This is a genomic window from Rhizobium aouanii (assembly GCF_037002925.1).
Taxonomy (GTDB): domain Bacteria; phylum Pseudomonadota; class Alphaproteobacteria; order Rhizobiales; family Rhizobiaceae; genus Rhizobium; species Rhizobium aouanii.
The window spans coordinates 302,111-318,785 of the sequence record NZ_JBAMYD010000006.1; the positions used below are offsets into that span (position 1 = coordinate 302,111).

A 16,675-nucleotide genomic window follows, 5' to 3' on the forward strand; every position below is an offset into this window, starting at 1 on the left:
CCATTCAAGCGACCCCCATCTCGGCAAGCGCTTCGGCAATTTCTCGGGCGACTTGCCCAGTCGATTGCGCGAGGCAAGACACGCAGGCCTCAGTACATTATTGGGACACGGATATACGGTAGCGGCTATTGGCGCAGATCAATGACCCCAAGTTCGTGCCACATCCACTCGAAGCTGTATGTCGCCATGGGGTCCGCGGGTGGGTGCCGGGACGACTGGTTTTCGAGATATTTGAGCCATCCGGCGACCTTCTCACGGCCAGTGGCTGATTTCGCGGCTTGGCGCGGTGTTTTGTTGCCGAGCATGCCGACCGGCTGATCAAGGGTTTCACGATATTGCCGGTCCATGAACTGGTGAACGACCTGCTCGGCAATTTCGGGCGGTATTTCAGACCCGGGCTCTTCCTTTTCGCGTGCCGGCCGCTCGGCCATCATCTGTTCGACCGTGCGGATTTCTGTGAGTGGCGCGCGGACGAGATCCCCGAGAGCCTGTTGGATCAACGTTGTTCCATTTTGCGCGCGTTCGGCCGAGTTGGTCGACAGATGTAGGAACTTTCCCTTTAATTCGATATTTCCCAGCACGCGCGCGCCGTTTTCCATCGTGGTGTCAAAGGACGGTGGACTACGCTTGCGGGCGCCATGCTTTGGCTTTTGCTCAAGCCAGTTCCAGAATTTTGCGTTTTCCTGCGACATGCCGGGAATGGTACTCACCCGTGCGGCAAGATCCTTCTGGGTAACTCCGGAGGCGAGCGGAAACCTGACGTCGTGGAATATGAGCTCATCACCATCGGCGTTCTGCACCGAGGGCAGCCCCATGGCGCGCTCAAGCGCATCGAACAGCCATGAAAGTGTGAACATGGAGGCCGCAGGCTGAAGCTCCTCGTCCTTGATGGCCGGCAGCTTCTTCGCGTTCTTTTTGCCGAACATCTGTCGCAGGCCATCGAACAGCGCATCGGTGGCCTGCGGCGTGAACGGTAAAAGGGCTCCGGCGAACACATTTTTCCCCATGAGAGGCACAATGCGGGCGGCGATCCGGTCCCATTGCTTAAGCGTTTTGGTTGCCGTCCCCTCACTGACGGCGATCGGGTCGCCACCGCGAAGAAGGTCGCGCGCGATGAGCGACTTTCCTAGCTCGATCTCACTGACTTCGTAGAGGCTCATGACGGAAGTGCGCAGCGCCTTCATGTAGGATTTTGCCTGGGCATTTTCCTTCCAGCCGCGACGTTTGAGATACTCGTCAACGATGTTGCCGCCTTCGACTTCGAAGTCCTGGGTCAGGAAATCTTCGAAGGCACAACCCCAGAGTGTCATGGCCCAAACCTCGCCGAGGATTTCGCCAATGTCGTCGAAGTCCATATCGCCGGCATCCAGGACCGGCCCGAAATGGTCGTAAAACACCTCGTCGAAGCATTCGCGCCACTCTTCCCGGGCGAGGAATTTCATCAGACCTTTGAGGTCATGGCTGGTTGGCATGGAAGGTCTCCATATTCTGGCGATGTTCAGCGACGATGCGCGAAACCGTCGGTTCGCTGATGTCGTAAAGTCTCGCCATTTCGGCGCCGCTTTTGCGGCCTTGCAAGACGCTCTCGGCGATTTCCCGACGTTTCTTCGGGTCGAGCTTCTTACGGCGTCCCCCAATTCGTCCTTCGGCACGTGCCTGAGCAAGGCCCGTTGTGGTCCTCTCCCGGATCATGGCGCGTTCGAACTCCGCGAAGGATCCCACCATCTGCATCATCATGCGCCCTGCCGCCGTGGTTGTGTCGATCGCCTCGGTGAGAGACCGGAACCCTGCTCCCGCGTTGGTTATACGATCCATCAGATGCAGGACGTCCTTCAGCGAACGTGACAGGCGATCGAGCTTCCAGACAACGACAGTGTCGCCATCGCGCAGTTGATCGAGCATGCGGTGTAACTCCGGCCGGTCCCAGCGCCCGCCGGACGCCTTTTCTTCAAACATGCGTTTGCAGCCGGCTTCGGACAGTGCACGGGCCTGGGCCTTGTTCGATTGCTCGTCTCCCTTGCTCACGCGGGCGTAGCCGATCAGCATCGAGGTCCTTTCATAAACGACCGTTTGTGCAAGCGCTCTGGCTACACTGGCGAAGCAAGCCGAAAATCCTTTCACAATCCTGTTTCAATATGGCCTCGTAAGGCAAGTAATTTTTGAAAGGATATGGAATGCCGCCGCGATTAGGACAGTATCCTGGCCGTTGACTGAAGCCCCTCAATCTCTCGCCTTTGCCATCGTCCGGCCTGCTGCCACAGCGGCACCAAAGGACGAGAGCGGAACTCATCGAGGAAATCCACCTCATGGATCGCCACAATGCCGCGGGGCGCCAATCGCGCGGCCGCCCGGCGAATCGTGTCGATCGGATCCGGTAGATAGCATAAGACGAAGCGGCCGATGAGGGCGTCGAACTGATTCTCGGCCATGACGGTGTCGACGGCATCGTCGGCCGCCGCATGGAGGAAGCGGACCTGCGCCAGGCCCATTTCCTTTGCCCGTGCCCGCGCAGTGACGAGCGCTTCCTCGCTGCAATCAACGCCCAGTACCGCTCCGGACGGACCGACCAACTCCGCCGCCAGGAGGGACACATCGCCGGGGCCGCAGCCGAGATCGAGCACCCGCATGCCTGGAGCCAACCCGGCTGCGCGAAGCAACCGCTCGGTCATCGGCCGCAGTGCCGCTGCCTGTAGGATCAACCTGTGCATCTCGGGCTCTGAATGTCCCAGAGCGTACTCAGCAAAACGGCTTGAGGAACTCAATGACAATCTCCCGCCGATCATGCGCCAAGCAAGCAGCCTATCATTGATTCGGCTCAGATTTGAATATCATTTCGGATCAGCATGGGTTCTGTGGCGTTGGACGCTGAATGGATGAGGTGATGGTGTCACCGTGACCGCTTGGGTGTTTGAACGTTGTCAGCTGTTTGACAATGTAGGGCATGAAACAATGCGTTGCAGAGTGATCATATTGATCCGCAATGATTTCTTCGGTTGGCATGGCACTTGCTCAGCATTGCCGACCAACTGCGGCGCAAGACGAGGAGAATTTCCATGATCAGCTCACCGAACGTGCGCAATTGAACTCTTCTTCAATTCTGTAGAAGCGGCGGGCGGACTTGCATTCGCCAAGCTTGCGTCGGAGGTCCGCTCACACACATCGGACGTGATCGCAGGCAACGGCAGAAGGGGTTAGGACAAAAGTGAACATTCACATTGCTCGGTACAGGCCCATCAGCGTATCGACCGCAGCCTATGCAAGGATTGCTAAGGGCATGAGTTGCATGCGAAGCACGTGGACCGAGGCTTCAACGCGCCGAAAGGTGGCAACCAACCACCGCCGCACTGTACCTTTACAAGCAAGCCGCACCGAATCCCAAAAATTGCAGTGCCAATGCAGAAACTGACGGATCATGTTGATGCTTCCGCCGGCGATAGTGCGTCCCAGAGCGGAGATCGAAGCGGCCAATGTTGCTCTGGCGAAACGGAACCGGGGACATCGCATGTGACGGCCGGCCGAATGCTCGATGCAATTCGCGATCTGGCTCCTGCCATAATGGCGCGTGCGGCCGATATCGAAGCCAAACGCCGGATGCCATCAGACGTTATCGAGAAGTTACGATCGATCGGAGTGTTCCGCATGTTCGCGCCGCGCAGCCGTGGCGGCTTTGAACTAGATTTACCCTCGGGAATGGAAGTGATCAGCGCTTTGGCTCGGCTCGACGGCTCAGTCGGGTGGACCGCGATGATCGGCAGCGCCTCGGCCATTGTGAGCCCTCGGTTGCCGAGACAGACTTACGATCTGCTGTACCGTGACAAATCGGACGTCATCATAGCTGGCGTCTACTCGCCGGCGGGCACAGCCGAGAGAGTGCCGGGCGGGTGGCGCGTCAACGGCAGCTGGCCGTTCGCCAGCGGTTGCCAAAACGCCGACTGGATGGTGGGTCTTTGTGTCATGTCGGAAGGCGGCAAGCCACTTCGTGGGCTCTCAGGGGATGCCGGGCCACCCTTAGTCCGGTGTGTCGCATTGCCGGCGTCGGCTTGGCTGATCGAAGACACTTGGCATGCCTCCGGCCTAAGGGGTACCGGCAGTCACCACATAGTCCTTGGGAACGTAATGGCGCCGGAGGCCAATTTCTTCGATTTTCCAGATGGCCCAACGTGCGAACCGGGACCGTTGTATCAATCCTGGCGGCATCTTCAGTCGGTACTTCTTGGAGCTGTCTGCGTGGGCATCGCCGAGGGGGCGCTATGGGATCTTGCCGAACTCGCCTGTACCGGCCGACGGCAGCTTCGAGCCCCGGCACCGATGGGCGAGTCGGAGATGGTTCAGTGCGAGTTGGGTCGAATCGAGGCAGATGTACGGGCAGCGCGGTCGGCCATGCAGGTTCAGGCCGACAGCCACTGGCGGCACGCCTTGGCCCACACGCTGAACGGCCAAGCTCTGTACGCTGAGGGCATACAGACGGGAATCTGGACTGCGACAATCTGTGCCCGCGCAGCACATGCCTGCTTTACCTTGGCGGGCGGTGCCGCAGTGTATGAAACCTCGCCTCTGCAACGGCGACTGCGCGATCTGCATGCAGCGGCGCAACACGCGATGGTCCAACAGCGGCACTATGTGGAAGCGGGCCGGTTGCTGCTGGAACGGGTGGTGTCCGAACGCTGAGATCGGACGGGCGGCCATGGATGCGGATCAGACAGCGGCTGCAGGCCTCGTATGTCATTCGGATGAAGAGGCTACAACATCGTCATGATCACCCGTCGGCGACTATTCGAAATGTTCAGCCGCACCACACGCACAGTGGGCCGTAGTGACAACTGAGATGAGGCAAAAAATGCAGAGACTCCAGCTTGCCCCAAACTACGAGATTTCGCGTGTGATTCGTGGCAGCTGGCAGTTAGCGAGCGGTCACGGCACGGCCCGAAGTGACGACCCGATCGCCGACATGGTGGCCTCCGCCGATGCGGGCATCACCAGCTTCGATTGTGCCGACATTTATACTGGCGTCGAAGAACTGATCGGCAACTTCAGAAAGCGCTATCGCGATCTGCGCGGCGAACAGGCCCTGGACCGGATCAAGGTACACACCAAGTTTGTGCCTGAACACGACATGCTGCCGCGAATCAGCAAGCCTTACGTGGAGGCCATGATCGACCAGTCTCTGAAGCGCCTCAACCAGGAGCGGCTCGATCTCGTCCAACTACACTGGTGGGAATACCGCGTGCCTCGCTGGCTGGACGCGGCCTTGTGGCTCGACGAGCTTCGTCGCGCCGGCAAGATTGACAAGATCGGCGGCACCAATTTCGACACCGACCATATGCTCGAGATCGCCAACGCGGGCGTGCCGCTCACCTCCATGCAGGTACAGTATTCGCTGCTCGATAGACGTCCCGCCAGGCGGATGGCTGGAGCGGCGGTCAAGAATGGCGTCTCCCTCCTGTGCTATGGCACCATGGCAGGCGGCTTCCTCGGCGATAGATGGCTCGGAGCGCCGGAGCCGACGGAGCCGCTGGAGAACCGTTCGCTGATCAAATACAAGCGGGTCATCGACGATATCGGCGGCTGGGACCTGTTTCAGGCCCTTTTGACGATGCTGCGCCAGATCGCTGATCGGCAGGGGACCGACATCGCCACTGTAGCCAGCGCTGCGATACTCGAATGGCCGGGTGTGGCAGCCGTCATCATTGGTGCGCGCAACCGCTCGCATCTGATCTCGAACGTCGCCATCTCCGGGCTCGCCCTGACCACTCAAGACCGTGACCTCATCGCCGGGGTGCTGGCGGAAACAAGGCCGCTCGAGGGTGATGTCTATGGGCTGGAGCGCGACCATTGGAACGGCAGCCGCATATTCAACTCGTAGTTTGCTGCGGTAACACCCGGATACCGGATCAAAGCTGGAGATGATTGAATGAGAAAAGCCTTACCTTCTAAGCTAGCTTCCGGCATTTTCGATCATTTGGACGACGACGGTAGCCCCATTGGAAGACAATACGCAGACAGCCTCGAACTGGCGGAAGCCTATGATCGGCTCGGTTTTTATGCTTATCACCTAGCAGAGCACCATTGTTCGCCGCACGGGAGAGGCCCATCGCCGAATCTGTTTTTATCGAGCGTCGCGCAGCGCACCCGTCACCTTCGTCTTGGCCCCCTCGTTATGCTGCTTAGCCTTTGTCATCCGCTGCCAAGAGTAATTGCTCATCCCGAGTGCTTACCGTGCCCCTCTCGAAGACAGGTTGAACAGCGCCTTCGATCTGGGAGAGAAAACCATTGTTGCAGGTTTCACAGCATGGAACGGTGTTTTGGGATCACGTGTTCTCCAGCTCCGCTGCTGGGCGGACCACCGCACGCAAAACACATTCCCTGTGAAATGGTGTCTTCCGACACGGCCCTTGCCGATAGCTCCAGTATTTTCATTTCGCTCCCTTCAATTTGACTGCCGACACTGCGCGTTGGGCTTGAATAGAGAGGGAACCGCTTTTATGGCGGGGACTGTGTAGACACTTTGAACTGGCGCGGACTGAACAATAGGACAGCAGCGGCGAAGAGCGCGTCCAGAAAGCCGGAAAGATCGACAACGCGAAACTAGCTTAGCTAGCCAACAGATAGCCACCCAAAACAATGCCGATCAGCGGAAAGGCGCTTTCTCCACGATCAATAAGTCGGGCAAACCGACGATTGACAAGGATCGCGAGGCACGAGAGCGCCACGGCGTAGATGCTGATCGTCCATGGCGCCTGCCCCAGACCATCGACGATGAAAAAGCCCATGAACGGCACGATCATTGCGCCACAAACGGTTCCGACGAACAGCGCGTAGATTTGAAGGCGAGGCATGGAGACCACATGCGGAGGGAATGAGAGGCGTCTTCTATGGCACGGCGAAATTGGCGCAGCAACCACAAGGTTTGACGCTGCCGAAACCCGCGCGAAGGGGGCATTCGAGGTGCTCGCCATATCGCTCCTGCGGGAGGCATTTCGTTTGCACCCAGCCAGTTCAACGCAGATGACGGGATGAAATCGTTGCTACTTCGCCTGTCACGCTATTGTTGTTTTTCGCGCATAATCTCTCGCCATAGTTGGGGGAGGGACTGCCAATGGAAATCTCTAAATTCGCAGACGAGCAACTTGTCGACCAGATCGCAGCGGGCCGTGAGGCCACGCCACAGGTCGATCCCATGCGGCTGATCGAACAGGTCGTCCACCGAGCGAGGGCCGGGGCAGGGGTGGATTTCGATGTGTTCGAATCCCTCATCGGCGAAAACGACCTCGTCGAAATCAACTATCTCGAACGCGGTCTGTTGGCTGCCAGAGTAGTCTGCAGGATCAACGTTCCGGCGCCGGTCGGTGAGGGCAGCGACTGGGGCTCAGGGTTTCTGATCGGGCCGCGGCTGCTGCTGACCAACAATCATGTCATCGGCTCCGCCGAGGATGCGCTCAAGGCGACAGTAGAGTTCGGCTATGAGCTTGATGCCGAAGGACGCCTCAAGCGCACTACGCGCTTTCGGCTGTCCCCGCAAGACGGGTTTGTGACCAGTCCCAAGGAAGCGCTCGACTACACAATCGTCGCGATTGCCGAAAGCAGCGAAGACGGTGTCACGCCGATCTCGGACTTTGGATTTCTCCGTCTTGACGCCCGGACCGGCAAGACGGAGGTCGGTCAATACGCAACGATCATTCAACACCCGGATGCGAAGACCAAACGGATTTCGCTCCGCGAGAACAAGTTCGTCAAATACGGGGATGATGCGGATCCGGAGCGGGACAATTTTCTTTGGTATTCATCCGATACCGCAAACGGTTCTTCCGGCGCGGCGGTGTTCACGGATGCCTGGCAGGTCGTGTGCCTGCATCACGCCGGCGTTCCTGACCGCCAGATTATCGGCGGCGAGGAACATTGGGCGCTGACCGACAAGACAACCGTGCCGGCCCGTATTGCCATCAATCTACCCCCCGAAAAGGTGCATTGGCTCGCCAATGAGGGCGTGCGGATTTCCAAGCTTGTCGCCGATGTCGAACAGCGCATTGCAGCCCCAGGCTTCGCGCGCTCAGCTCTTGTCGACGATCTCGTCGCTGACGCTACCGGCGTGAAACCTTTTGCCGGAACGACGCCGGGAGAGAGCATCATTGGTCCGCCGCTCGTTGCCGCGCCGGCGCTGCGGCTTGTGGCCACAGAAGCCCGACGCCGCCCGACGCGACACACGCATCCGGCCACATATTTCGATGGACGTGATGGATATCTGCCAAAATTCCTGTCGGTCGAAATTCCGCTGCCGACACTTGGAGCGGACGCCCTGCGGCATGGTTCGCCGGCGAAGGTCACCGGCGCGACTGATGACGTTCTGCGCTATCAGCATTTTTCGGTGGTCTTGAACGCCAACCCCAAACGCAAGTTGGCGTTTTACACTGCCGTAAATATTGACGGTGCGCGCTGGACCAATCTCGAGCGGGGAAATGATGTGTGGTATTACGATCCGCGTGTGCCCGAGGAGCTGCAGAACGGCGACGAGCTCTATGGCGACGAACCCGTTCCCTCGAAGAACTATTTCGACCGTGGCCACCTCGTTCGGCGTCTCGATCCCGTTTGGGGCGACATCCGTGTCGCTAAGCGGGCAAATGACGACACCTTTCAATGGACCAATTGCTCGCCGCAATACTGGGGTTTCAATCAAGGTGCTGATCTATGGCAGGGCCTCGAGAATTTCTTGCTCTACAACACGGACGAGGAGGACGTTCAGGCGTCCGTCTTCTCCGGTCCGTTTTTCCGCTCGGACGATGAAGAGCACCGGGGGATTCTGATTCCTCAGTTTTTCTGGAAAGTCATTGCCGTCACCGACAAGAACAACAAACTCTATACCAGCGCCTACATGGTCAGCCAGCAGGACTATGCGCTCAACATTCCGTTCGAACGCCTTCCCGTCGGTCCAAACAGCACGAAGCCTGGTCAGAATTTCCAGGTGCCTGTGGCCAAGATCATCGAAGATACAGGTATCGTGTTTGCCGACGTCGTGCGAAATGCTGATGTGTATTCTGGGCCGTCAACTGGTCGAACGTTGCGAACCGTGGCGGATATTCAGCATCCGCGACGTTGAGCATTCGGGCCATGAACGCTTACAATTCTCGCTGACTTCGACCACCGCGCGATCGCCGGCGAGAAGCCAATCTCGCGCGGAGGCTTGCAAACGGACGGGTAGACCGGCGATCCACGTAACAGGCAGCGGGAAGCACGCCCAAACAAGTAAAAGGCTCAAGAAAGGGGCACTTGCTTGCTGAGCCCTTGGAAACTGTGCGGCAAGTTCGGCCCCCGACGGCACTCAACCTGGATCGCGCTCTCGCGTGATATTTCCAGCCACTTCTGCCGCCAAGCGGCTTTCATTTAGATACTCGCAGAACGGGAATAGCTTTGCGATCTGTGTAGACTCATGGTAAGTATTAGCGGCTGGTAATACTCCCTATCATCGAGCTTTCCTTCGGAGACACTAGAGCGGTTGAGCGCAACACGTTGTGAGGGCATTCATGCGGGCGCAGATAGACTTTTCCAACACGCCGGAGTTTGCCGACTTTATGGCCGGCCTTCCCGGACTTGAGTCCGCTCAAGAGCTTATCCATGGCATCTATATTTACCCGCATCCTTTTTGGGTTCGTTTAGCCGGGCACGCTGCCCAAGCTGGTATCCCCGACCCTCAATTAGTCTTTGGGTGGTGGTGGTGGAACAGCGACGACTGGGAGGGTCTGTTCGACATGTCGCAGAAGTTCTCGCTCTGGGAACATTACTGCATGGACGTCGGTAAGAAAAAAGATCCGTTCCTTGTGCGTATCTACATCGAGCCAACGACCAATAGGACAATCGGTTTGCGCAGACAAATCCAGAATTATGCAGCGCAACAGCCGTTTTTCGCAAATGTTGAAGAGGAGGAAGTTGGATGGCTCGCAGCCTCAGTCGACGGCGGGCTGGAGGTGAATGCTCCGAACACAGGCACGCTTGGCGGTTTTCTCCAGGATCAGCACGGCGACATTTACGGAGTTACTTGCGGGCATGTCGCAACTGCCGCTGGGGCGGCCTTCGCACTTCCTGACGTTTCAGGTGTGAGTATTTCGAATGCCGGCTCAGTTCTTCACAGCAACTTCTCAACCTTCCAACTTAGTCCGAAGGGCAGTGTCTGCAATCAGTACACGGCGCCCGCCCATCCAGAGGTAGACTTGGCTCTGTTGAAGCTGGACCCGGCGCATGTTGGTACCGCGCAAATTGCCAAACACGGGACGGTCGTCGACATGTACGATCGTACGGTCCTGGGCTCTGGTTCCCAGATCAGCATGCGCGGCACAGTGTCAGGCAGGAACGACTACATCATCGGCGGATACGGCGTCACCAGTCGATTGAAGGACAAGGGGACCGGCAATTCTTATTGTTTTTCGCACTTGTTTGATTTTGCCGCCCCACGATCCCTCAAAGGCGGAAGGGTCAGCCAAGTGATTGCTGCTCGGCCACTGAGTGGTGATTCCGGCGCTTTTGTTTGTGATTCATTGTCCTCGGGAGATCTGGCGCTCTTCGGCATGTTGATTGCGACAAGGGGCGCAACCGGAGTGGCGTGTTTTGCAGACTCGATAACAAATTGGGCGAGCCACAATCATCAGCTGACATTGACCCATCTTTGAATGCAGGCGGGAGGTAGGTATGGCACCGTTTAGGGCAAGACTAGGAAGATTGTTTCAGAATATCAGGGGCGGCTCCGGCGACACGGGGCTTGCGAGTGGGAATAAACTTGCCAAGCAGGGAGATATTTTCTTCTTGATTATATTGGTGCTCGTCGTTCTTGGTTCGATCGCACTCTTGGTATGGGTCCCGGGCGCCATTGTGCAATACATTCTTGCCGGGCTTTGGGGTCTCACTGTCGGGGGCGCGCTTCTGCTCTTTCTGCCAGCAAAGCTTCTGATCACAGTGATTGGCGGTCTTCTCGGGGTCGGGGCCTCGGATTTCGTCGGTCTGGCGCAGGTGGTCGAGAAAATGTCAACCACAGTCGCGGCAGTCGCGAAGACGATTAATTCATCCGGACCTGTCCAATTTCAGCAACAGCCAATCTGGCTTTTCTTGATTCTTGTTGCCCTCTGTTGCCTGCCGGCTTACCGAACCGAGCGATAAGCCCGAGTCAATGGGGTTCATGTCGTTTGGCACTTAAACGTGAGAATGCGGCCGTTTCTCTCTAGATTGGCAGTTTATTTGAGATTCCGTGGGCCGAGAATTGATTAAGTGCAACTGTGAAGACGTCCGCGACTGACAGGCGCAGTCCATTATCTCTTCTATAGCGTTGCCGAATCGGGCTTTGGTTTCACCCATCATATGCCCACGCAGCATGTAAAGCCTCGTAGGCACGCCTCATCCCAAAGCGCTTCGTCAACCTCGTTGGGAAAACGATCGTTCACAGCAGAAACACCGTCGATTTCGTCGACGATTGAATCTCACATTAAGTGCCAAAGTCCAACACCAAATCTCAAATTAAGTGCCAAGTCTCAAATTAAGTGCCAGGCTATCTTGTTGAAATTGTTGTGGGCGGAGTCTTACGGTTAAATGCAAAACGACATCCCCCTTCCATCGCACCGCCGATTTCGCCAGCCGTCTTGCCCAATGCGAAGGCTGCGCGCGACGGTCGCTGAGCTCAGGCAAGGGCCAGTTCCGTCGTGATGTGCGGCGTGTCGTTGGCCTCCAGGAACGCGGCGAAATTGATCAATCCCCGTTCAGTCTCTCGCAGCTTGAACCCCAGCCCTCGCCGCATCTCGATCTAGTCTGAACAGCCTGTTGGAGTGTGCTCATTGGGCTTCTCCCGGCCATGGCAAAGCCAATGTTCGCAACGCGTCGAGGTCGACCTTGGCGTAAACCGCCGTTGTCTGCACATGACGGTGTCCCAGAACTTCGCCGATCTCACCAAGCGACGCGCCGCCACGTAGCATCGCTGAGGCAAGCCCATGTCGGAAATGGTGCGTTCCCTTTGTGGGAGAATCGATGCCGGCCCTCTTGAGTGAGCGTCGGATGACCGGCTCGAGTCCACTCGGCCCCTTGAAACCTCGGATCGGGGCCTTGTCGTGCAAAAAGACGAGACGACTGGCATTGCCTGGGCGCGACTTTCGCAGGTAGTCGGCAATCGCCTCGCCAACATCCGCGGGCAACGAAATGTCGTTGCGTTGACCGGCCTGCCTCGCACATGGATCTGTCCGGCTACCTAATCGATATCGTCGAGTTCGAGCGAAACCACCTCACTCGATCGTAATCCCAATCGCGCCAACGCGAGGATCATCGCATAGTCACGGCATCCGACTGGTGTATCGCGATCAATGCTGGCGAGTAAACGAGTTACCTCGTCGCGACCGATCGCACGAAGAATAGACGAGAGCGACGAGTTGGCCACGATCGGGACTGCTACGATCAAAGCTGAGGTGATGTCACCGCGATAACGCGCATAGGAGAGAAACGACCGCAGTGCGGTGGTCATGATTTTGGCGCGGCGCATGTTGAGACGCGAAACCCACTTTTGCACGAAATCGGTCACGTCGACGGCACGCAATTGTGCGAGATCTCACCATCGCCGAAGCGGAAGCTGAGAAAATACCGGACAACTGGCCGGTAATTTACGACCGCGACCTTTCCCGAGCTGGATTGCTGGAAGGGCTACGAATTATGGGGCCGGAACAAGAACTGCTCGAAATTGTACGCGGCCTTTATCAACAAAAGACAGCAACATCCTAAGCCATCGGCAATGCTGCTCATCCTCGAACGCCACGATCATGTCTTCGACTGTCAGAATGTTGGAAAGCGTTGCCAGCATCGTTTCAGCATCCTGTACTGGGGCCGGGATGCAGATCGCATTTGAAAAGCCGTATCTCGTCGGCTATGCATAGAAAATTATGAAAGAGCCCGAACAGACAGACCCCGACCAGATCGAAACCGCTTTTCGCAACGGTACGGTCACGGCTGTCAGTATTGTTCTCGCCTTTTCGCTGGGCTTTGTCACCCAGTGGGCGGCGAATCCGGTACCTTGGCGGCTGCCCGACCTCGTTGCGGTGATCCCGCTTCTTCTTGGCATCGGCCTGCAGATTAAGGCTATTTCCGACCTCCTTGACCCCAAATGTCTGCAGCGACGTATATTTGAACGCGCCAACCGTATTTTCATGACGGGGCTCCTATTGGCCGCGGGTGGAGTCGCGACGGCGATATTGCTCGATGTTTTTCACATCACATCATCACCGCTTCGCGGGTGATGCTCAATATCTCGATGTCGCAATGCGAAAACGATTTACACTGCCGTAGACCTACTCAACCAAGGCCACCCGGCCTCCCAGGGCTTCATGCTCACAACGAAAATAAGTTGTCATGGATCCACGTTGATGATGGACAGGAGCGCCATATAAGCAGCTGTTTCATGCTCGGATCTCTCCGCCCGCCCGTCACCTCTGATCGATCAAAGCCTCTCCGATGCCGTCAACGAGGCACACGCCTCAAAGCCCGCGCCCTCCCGCGCGAGCGGGTTCGTTCGATGGGCCGAAGGGGTCAACTTCAGCTTGAGAGGAGCATCCGATGACCGCCGTCCCTTCGAATCCATCCGGCAGAGCGCTTCGTGGACGCATGATCGAAGACATGTCCATGCGCGGCTTCACCGAGGCCACGCGCCGTGACTAGATCCGTTGCGTGAAGGCGCTTGCCGCCTTCATCGGCCGATCCCCCGATAATGGCGACGGCTACGTTTCTTCTTCACTGTGACGATCGACCGGCCCGATCTCTCTCGCCACCTGGCCCTCATCCATCAGCCGCGCACGCTTGCCGCTGGTGCTGAGTGTCGAGGAGGTGGCCCGTCTTCTTCGCTCCAACTGATTGTGCGTTGTCCGATCTCCGACAGTTGATGCGACATAGCCGTACTAGTGCTAGCGTTTTGTTTGGAAATGACCTTCTCCATTGGCACGGTACGTGCCTTTGCAATCCAGAAACGCATTCGGACTTGAGCAGAAGTCGGGCGGCACCACACGAAGAGCTTTCCACCGCTGACGTCGCGGAAGAATCGTTCACAAGGGAGGTCTCAATGACCTATGACGGAAAAGGCAACTTGCGAAGCCCGCTCCTCGGTCGCCGGTTGCGACTGGGATTCGTCGGTGGCGGAAAGGGTGGCCTTGTTGGACAATGGCACTTCGCCGGGGCGAGATTGTCGAACCACTGGGAGGTCGTTGCGGGTGCGCTATCCTCAGATCCGGATAACGCACGCGCATCGGCCGCAGAATGGATGATTGCGCCCGATCGCTCGTATGGTGACTGGAACGCCATGGCAGAATCAGAAGCTGCGCGCGACGATGGTATAGAAGCAGTCGCAATCGTCACGCCAAACTGGACACACCATCGTATCGCGACCGCCTTTCTCAAGGCCGGTATCGACGTAGTAATGGACAAGCCCATGACGACGACGGTTTCCGATGCCCAAGACCTCGTGGAGCTACAAAGTGCTACGGGTCGTTTGGTCGTGATGACTTACCCATACGCACATCACGCGATGGTTCGTCAGGCCAAGCACATGATCAGAAATGGCGTCATCGGGACCGTGCGACAAGCATACGTGGAGTTTGCTCAGGAGTGGGCGACAAGTCCATTTTCCGATCGTGACAAGGGCGCCATTTGGCGGCAGGATCCCGAGAAGGTTGGCCGCACATCAGCGACCGGTGATATAGGGACGCATGCGTACCATCTCCTCCATACAATTACCGGACAGGATATTGCCAGCCTCAGGGCTGAGTTTCACAACTGTGGAGCTCCGAAACCGATGGAAGACACGGCCTATATTAATTTCCGTCTCAAGAATGGTGCCCCTGGGATTCTTTGGGTGACGCAAGCTGCCCCGGGCCAATATTGTGGTCTCCGCATTCGCGTGTGGGGCGACAAGGGTGGGCTCGACTGGGATCAGGAAAAACCGGAGGTGCTGCGTTATGTACCCCTGGGGGAGCAGGAGCAGATCTTCGTGCGAGGTCATGGCAATGGAATCTTACCCGAGGCGGAACGCCTAGCACATCTCCCACGGGGGCACGGCGAAACTCTAGTGGATGCATGGGCAAATCTCTATGCCGAGGCTGGTCTCGCGATCGCCGCACGCCGCGGGGGATACGCTCTCCCGGAAGGCAGTGTCGAGCTTTCCGGAGTTGAAGATGGGCTTAAAGGGATGCTGTTCATTGATGCTTGTGCCGACAGCCACGAATCTGGTGGGTCATGGTTGTCGATGAGGCAGTGATGCGTTTCCCCGCCCCATTCGCGCATCCGCTGAGCTGTGGATTCAGCGTCTTGACATCTGCGGATGACTCCGGTCGCAGTTCGTTGTCGGGCACTTTCGCTGAGGCCATTGTTTCTTCTGTGAGACCGGTAATTCATCGTGGGATGAGCACGGAATATCAAACCCGAAATGGTCCGTGACCAATGTTCAATAGGCGACGGTGGCGGTAGAATGGTCGATTGCGATCCGGGGTAGGGCAAGAACGTCATGGCGGTGCCGCAGAGCGCGGTCGTGAATCACGAAGAAGAGAACTATTCCCTCATCGCCGACCCGGATTGCCACACCTTGAAGGACTATACCACGCGCCGGATCCGCATCGCTATCAAACTAAAATCCGGCCCCAGCTTCATGCTCGCGAGTGGTAATTGGTTCGATCTGTTGGATCCCTGGGGCAGCGCGTTCACAATTTTCGATATCGCACAAGGACTTTCGAATATTTGCCGCTACGCCGGTCAATGTAAGAAGTTCTATTCTGTGGCTGAGCATTCTATTCATGTCTGTGAAACAGCACAGTACTGGACGCATTGGGGAAGGGGTTGGATAGGGCATTGAATTGATTCAAAAAGGCGAATCTTTCCGGCAAGAAAGGATCGCCTGATGCAATCGGTTTTCTCCAACGCCCTATCCGAGATGGCAGCCAAGCACTTATCGCTTTCGCGCACAAGACAGGAAACGCTGTGCTGGCTGGTGCTGTTGATGCTGCGCTTCAGCACGATCTCGCTGTGGCGGCTGGCGGCGGCGACGGACGCGCAAGTGGATTCGGTCCGGCGGCCCTTCTACCGCTTCTTCCAGTCCGGCTCGATGCGGGCTGTGCGGCGCGCATGGTCGTCTCTCTACTCGGGTTTCGTGGCAAGCCTTGGGTGCTGGCGATCGACCGCACCAACTGGGACTTCGGCAAGACGACGATCAATATTCTGATGGTGTCGGTGGAATGGCGCGGCGTGGGTATTCCACTCATCTGGGCGCTGTTGTCGAAGGCAGGCAATTCATCGACCGCAGAGCGCATCGATCTGCTCGGCCGTCTGAAGCGCCTCTTCCCGGACATGAAGATCGCCCAACTGACGGGAGATCGCGAATTCATCGGCAACGCGTGGATGGCCCATCTGGCGCGCGAGAAAATCCCCTTCACGCTGCGCCTACGCGAAAACCAATATGTCGGCCGCGACGGCTACGCCACATGGCCGCTTGAGCGCTATGCGCAAGGGCTCAAGCGCGGCGAAAAGAGAACCCTGCCGGGTCTATGGCGCCTCGGCGCAAGCGATGTTCGCGTGCGCATCGTCATGATGCGATGGCTTCCGATAAGCATTACTTATCGATGGTTATAACCCCAACTCGGCACCATACCATGTGAGGAACCCAAACTTTTTTATAGAGTTCGTA

16 protein-coding genes and 2 pseudogenes are annotated in these 16,675 nt (G+C 57.4%); 11 read left to right on the forward strand and 7 right to left on the reverse strand.

The window, feature by feature from the left end; translation table 11 throughout:
• Window positions 1-125: 125 nt before the first annotated feature.
• The 3 genes from V8P77_RS13470 to V8P77_RS13480 form a co-directional block, all read right to left on the reverse strand.
• Window positions 126-1,472, reverse strand: a complete 1,347-nt coding sequence (locus V8P77_RS13470) for a DUF7986 domain-containing protein (protein WP_264396512.1) — start codon at window positions 1,470-1,472, stop codon at window positions 126-128.
• Window positions 1,456-2,046 carry a recombinase family protein gene (locus V8P77_RS13475; protein WP_264396511.1) on the reverse strand — a complete coding sequence of 197 codons (591 nt, stop codon included), beginning with the start codon at window positions 2,044-2,046 and terminating at the stop codon, window positions 1,456-1,458. Before V8P77_RS13475 ends, V8P77_RS13470 begins: the two co-directional genes overlap by 17 nt.
• A 140-nt stretch (window positions 2,047-2,186) precedes the next feature.
• Window positions 2,187-2,783, reverse strand: coding sequence for a class I SAM-dependent methyltransferase (locus V8P77_RS13480; RefSeq protein WP_335912953.1), 597 nt, complete (start codon window positions 2,781-2,783; stop codon window positions 2,187-2,189).
• 736 nt (window positions 2,784-3,519) lie between these two features.
• On the opposite strand from V8P77_RS13480, the gene V8P77_RS13485 reads away from it, so the two are divergent.
• The 3 genes and pseudogenes from V8P77_RS13485 to V8P77_RS13495 form a co-directional block, all read left to right on the forward strand.
• Entirely contained in the window at window positions 3,520-4,668 is a 1,149-nt protein-coding gene (locus V8P77_RS13485; RefSeq protein ID WP_264396509.1) for an acyl-CoA dehydrogenase family protein, read from the forward strand.
• Between the two features lie 169 nt (window positions 4,669-4,837).
• On the forward strand, window positions 4,838-5,863 hold the full coding sequence (locus tag V8P77_RS13490) for an aldo/keto reductase (RefSeq protein WP_264396508.1): 1,026 nt from the start codon (window positions 4,838-4,840) through the stop codon (window positions 5,861-5,863).
• Between the two features lie 48 nt (window positions 5,864-5,911).
• A pseudogene (locus V8P77_RS13495) lies at window positions 5,912-6,184 on the forward strand (LLM class flavin-dependent oxidoreductase); the annotation flags it as partial.
• Between the two features lie 406 nt (window positions 6,185-6,590).
• Here the strand turns inward: V8P77_RS13495 and V8P77_RS13500 are convergent.
• Entirely contained in the window at window positions 6,591-6,836 is a 246-nt protein-coding gene (locus V8P77_RS13500) for a hypothetical protein (protein ID WP_264396507.1), read from the reverse strand.
• A 260-nt stretch (window positions 6,837-7,096) separates the two neighbouring features.
• On the opposite strand from V8P77_RS13500, the gene V8P77_RS13505 reads away from it, so the two are divergent.
• The 3 genes from V8P77_RS13505 to V8P77_RS13515 all read left to right on the forward strand — a co-directional run bounded on the left by V8P77_RS13505 (window position 7,097) and on the right by V8P77_RS13515 (window position 11,139).
• Window positions 7,097-9,091 (forward strand): DNA/RNA non-specific endonuclease, encoded by a 1,995-nt coding sequence (locus V8P77_RS13505; protein ID WP_264396506.1) that lies wholly within the window; start codon window positions 7,097-7,099, stop codon window positions 9,089-9,091.
• A 424-nt stretch (window positions 9,092-9,515) separates the two neighbouring features.
• Window positions 9,516-10,655: a hypothetical protein gene (locus tag V8P77_RS13510; protein ID WP_264396505.1), complete on the forward strand. Its 1,140-nt coding sequence runs from the start codon at window positions 9,516-9,518 to the stop codon at window positions 10,653-10,655.
• Window positions 10,656-10,674: 19 nt separating this feature from the next.
• Window positions 10,675-11,139 carry a hypothetical protein gene (locus V8P77_RS13515; protein ID WP_264396504.1) on the forward strand — a complete coding sequence of 155 codons (465 nt, stop codon included), beginning with the start codon at window positions 10,675-10,677 and terminating at the stop codon, window positions 11,137-11,139.
• Between the two features lie 665 nt (window positions 11,140-11,804).
• Here V8P77_RS13515 and V8P77_RS13520 read toward each other — a convergent pair.
• Together V8P77_RS13520 and V8P77_RS13525 are read right to left on the reverse strand one after the other, a co-directional pair.
• Window positions 11,805-12,161: a tyrosine-type recombinase/integrase gene (locus tag V8P77_RS13520; RefSeq protein ID WP_264396503.1), complete on the reverse strand. Its 357-nt coding sequence runs from the start codon at window positions 12,159-12,161 to the stop codon at window positions 11,805-11,807.
• Window positions 12,162-12,214: 53 nt separating this feature from the next.
• Window positions 12,215-12,556, reverse strand: a complete 342-nt coding sequence (locus tag V8P77_RS13525; RefSeq protein WP_264396502.1) for a site-specific integrase — start codon at window positions 12,554-12,556, stop codon at window positions 12,215-12,217.
• Window positions 12,557-12,558: 2 nt separating this feature from the next.
• On the opposite strand from V8P77_RS13525, the gene V8P77_RS13530 reads away from it, so the two are divergent.
• Window positions 12,559-12,738 carry a hypothetical protein gene (locus V8P77_RS13530; protein WP_264396772.1) on the forward strand — a complete coding sequence of 60 codons (180 nt, stop codon included), beginning with the start codon at window positions 12,559-12,561 and terminating at the stop codon, window positions 12,736-12,738.
• Here the strand turns inward: V8P77_RS13530 and V8P77_RS13535 are convergent.
• A pseudogene (locus V8P77_RS13535) lies at window positions 12,701-12,817 on the reverse strand (IS1595 family transposase); the annotation flags it as partial. The gene V8P77_RS13530 and the pseudogene V8P77_RS13535 sit on opposite strands and share 38 nt — an antisense overlap.
• A gap of 79 nt (window positions 12,818-12,896) precedes the next feature.
• Between V8P77_RS13535 and V8P77_RS13540 the strand changes: the two are divergent.
• From V8P77_RS13540 to V8P77_RS13555, 4 genes are all read left to right on the forward strand, one after another.
• Window positions 12,897-13,250 (forward strand): hypothetical protein, encoded by a 354-nt coding sequence (locus tag V8P77_RS13540; RefSeq protein WP_264396501.1) that lies wholly within the window; start codon window positions 12,897-12,899, stop codon window positions 13,248-13,250.
• A gap of 815 nt (window positions 13,251-14,065) precedes the next feature.
• Window positions 14,066-15,256, forward strand: a complete 1,191-nt coding sequence (locus tag V8P77_RS13545; RefSeq protein ID WP_264396500.1) for a Gfo/Idh/MocA family protein — start codon at window positions 14,066-14,068, stop codon at window positions 15,254-15,256.
• 246 nt (window positions 15,257-15,502) lie between these two features.
• Window positions 15,503-15,847, forward strand: coding sequence for a hypothetical protein (locus V8P77_RS13550; protein WP_264396499.1), 345 nt, complete (start codon window positions 15,503-15,505; stop codon window positions 15,845-15,847).
• A gap of 125 nt (window positions 15,848-15,972) precedes the next feature.
• Entirely contained in the window at window positions 15,973-16,620 is a 648-nt protein-coding gene (locus V8P77_RS13555; protein WP_264396498.1) for a transposase, read from the forward strand.
• Window positions 16,621-16,675 lie beyond the last annotated feature (55 nt).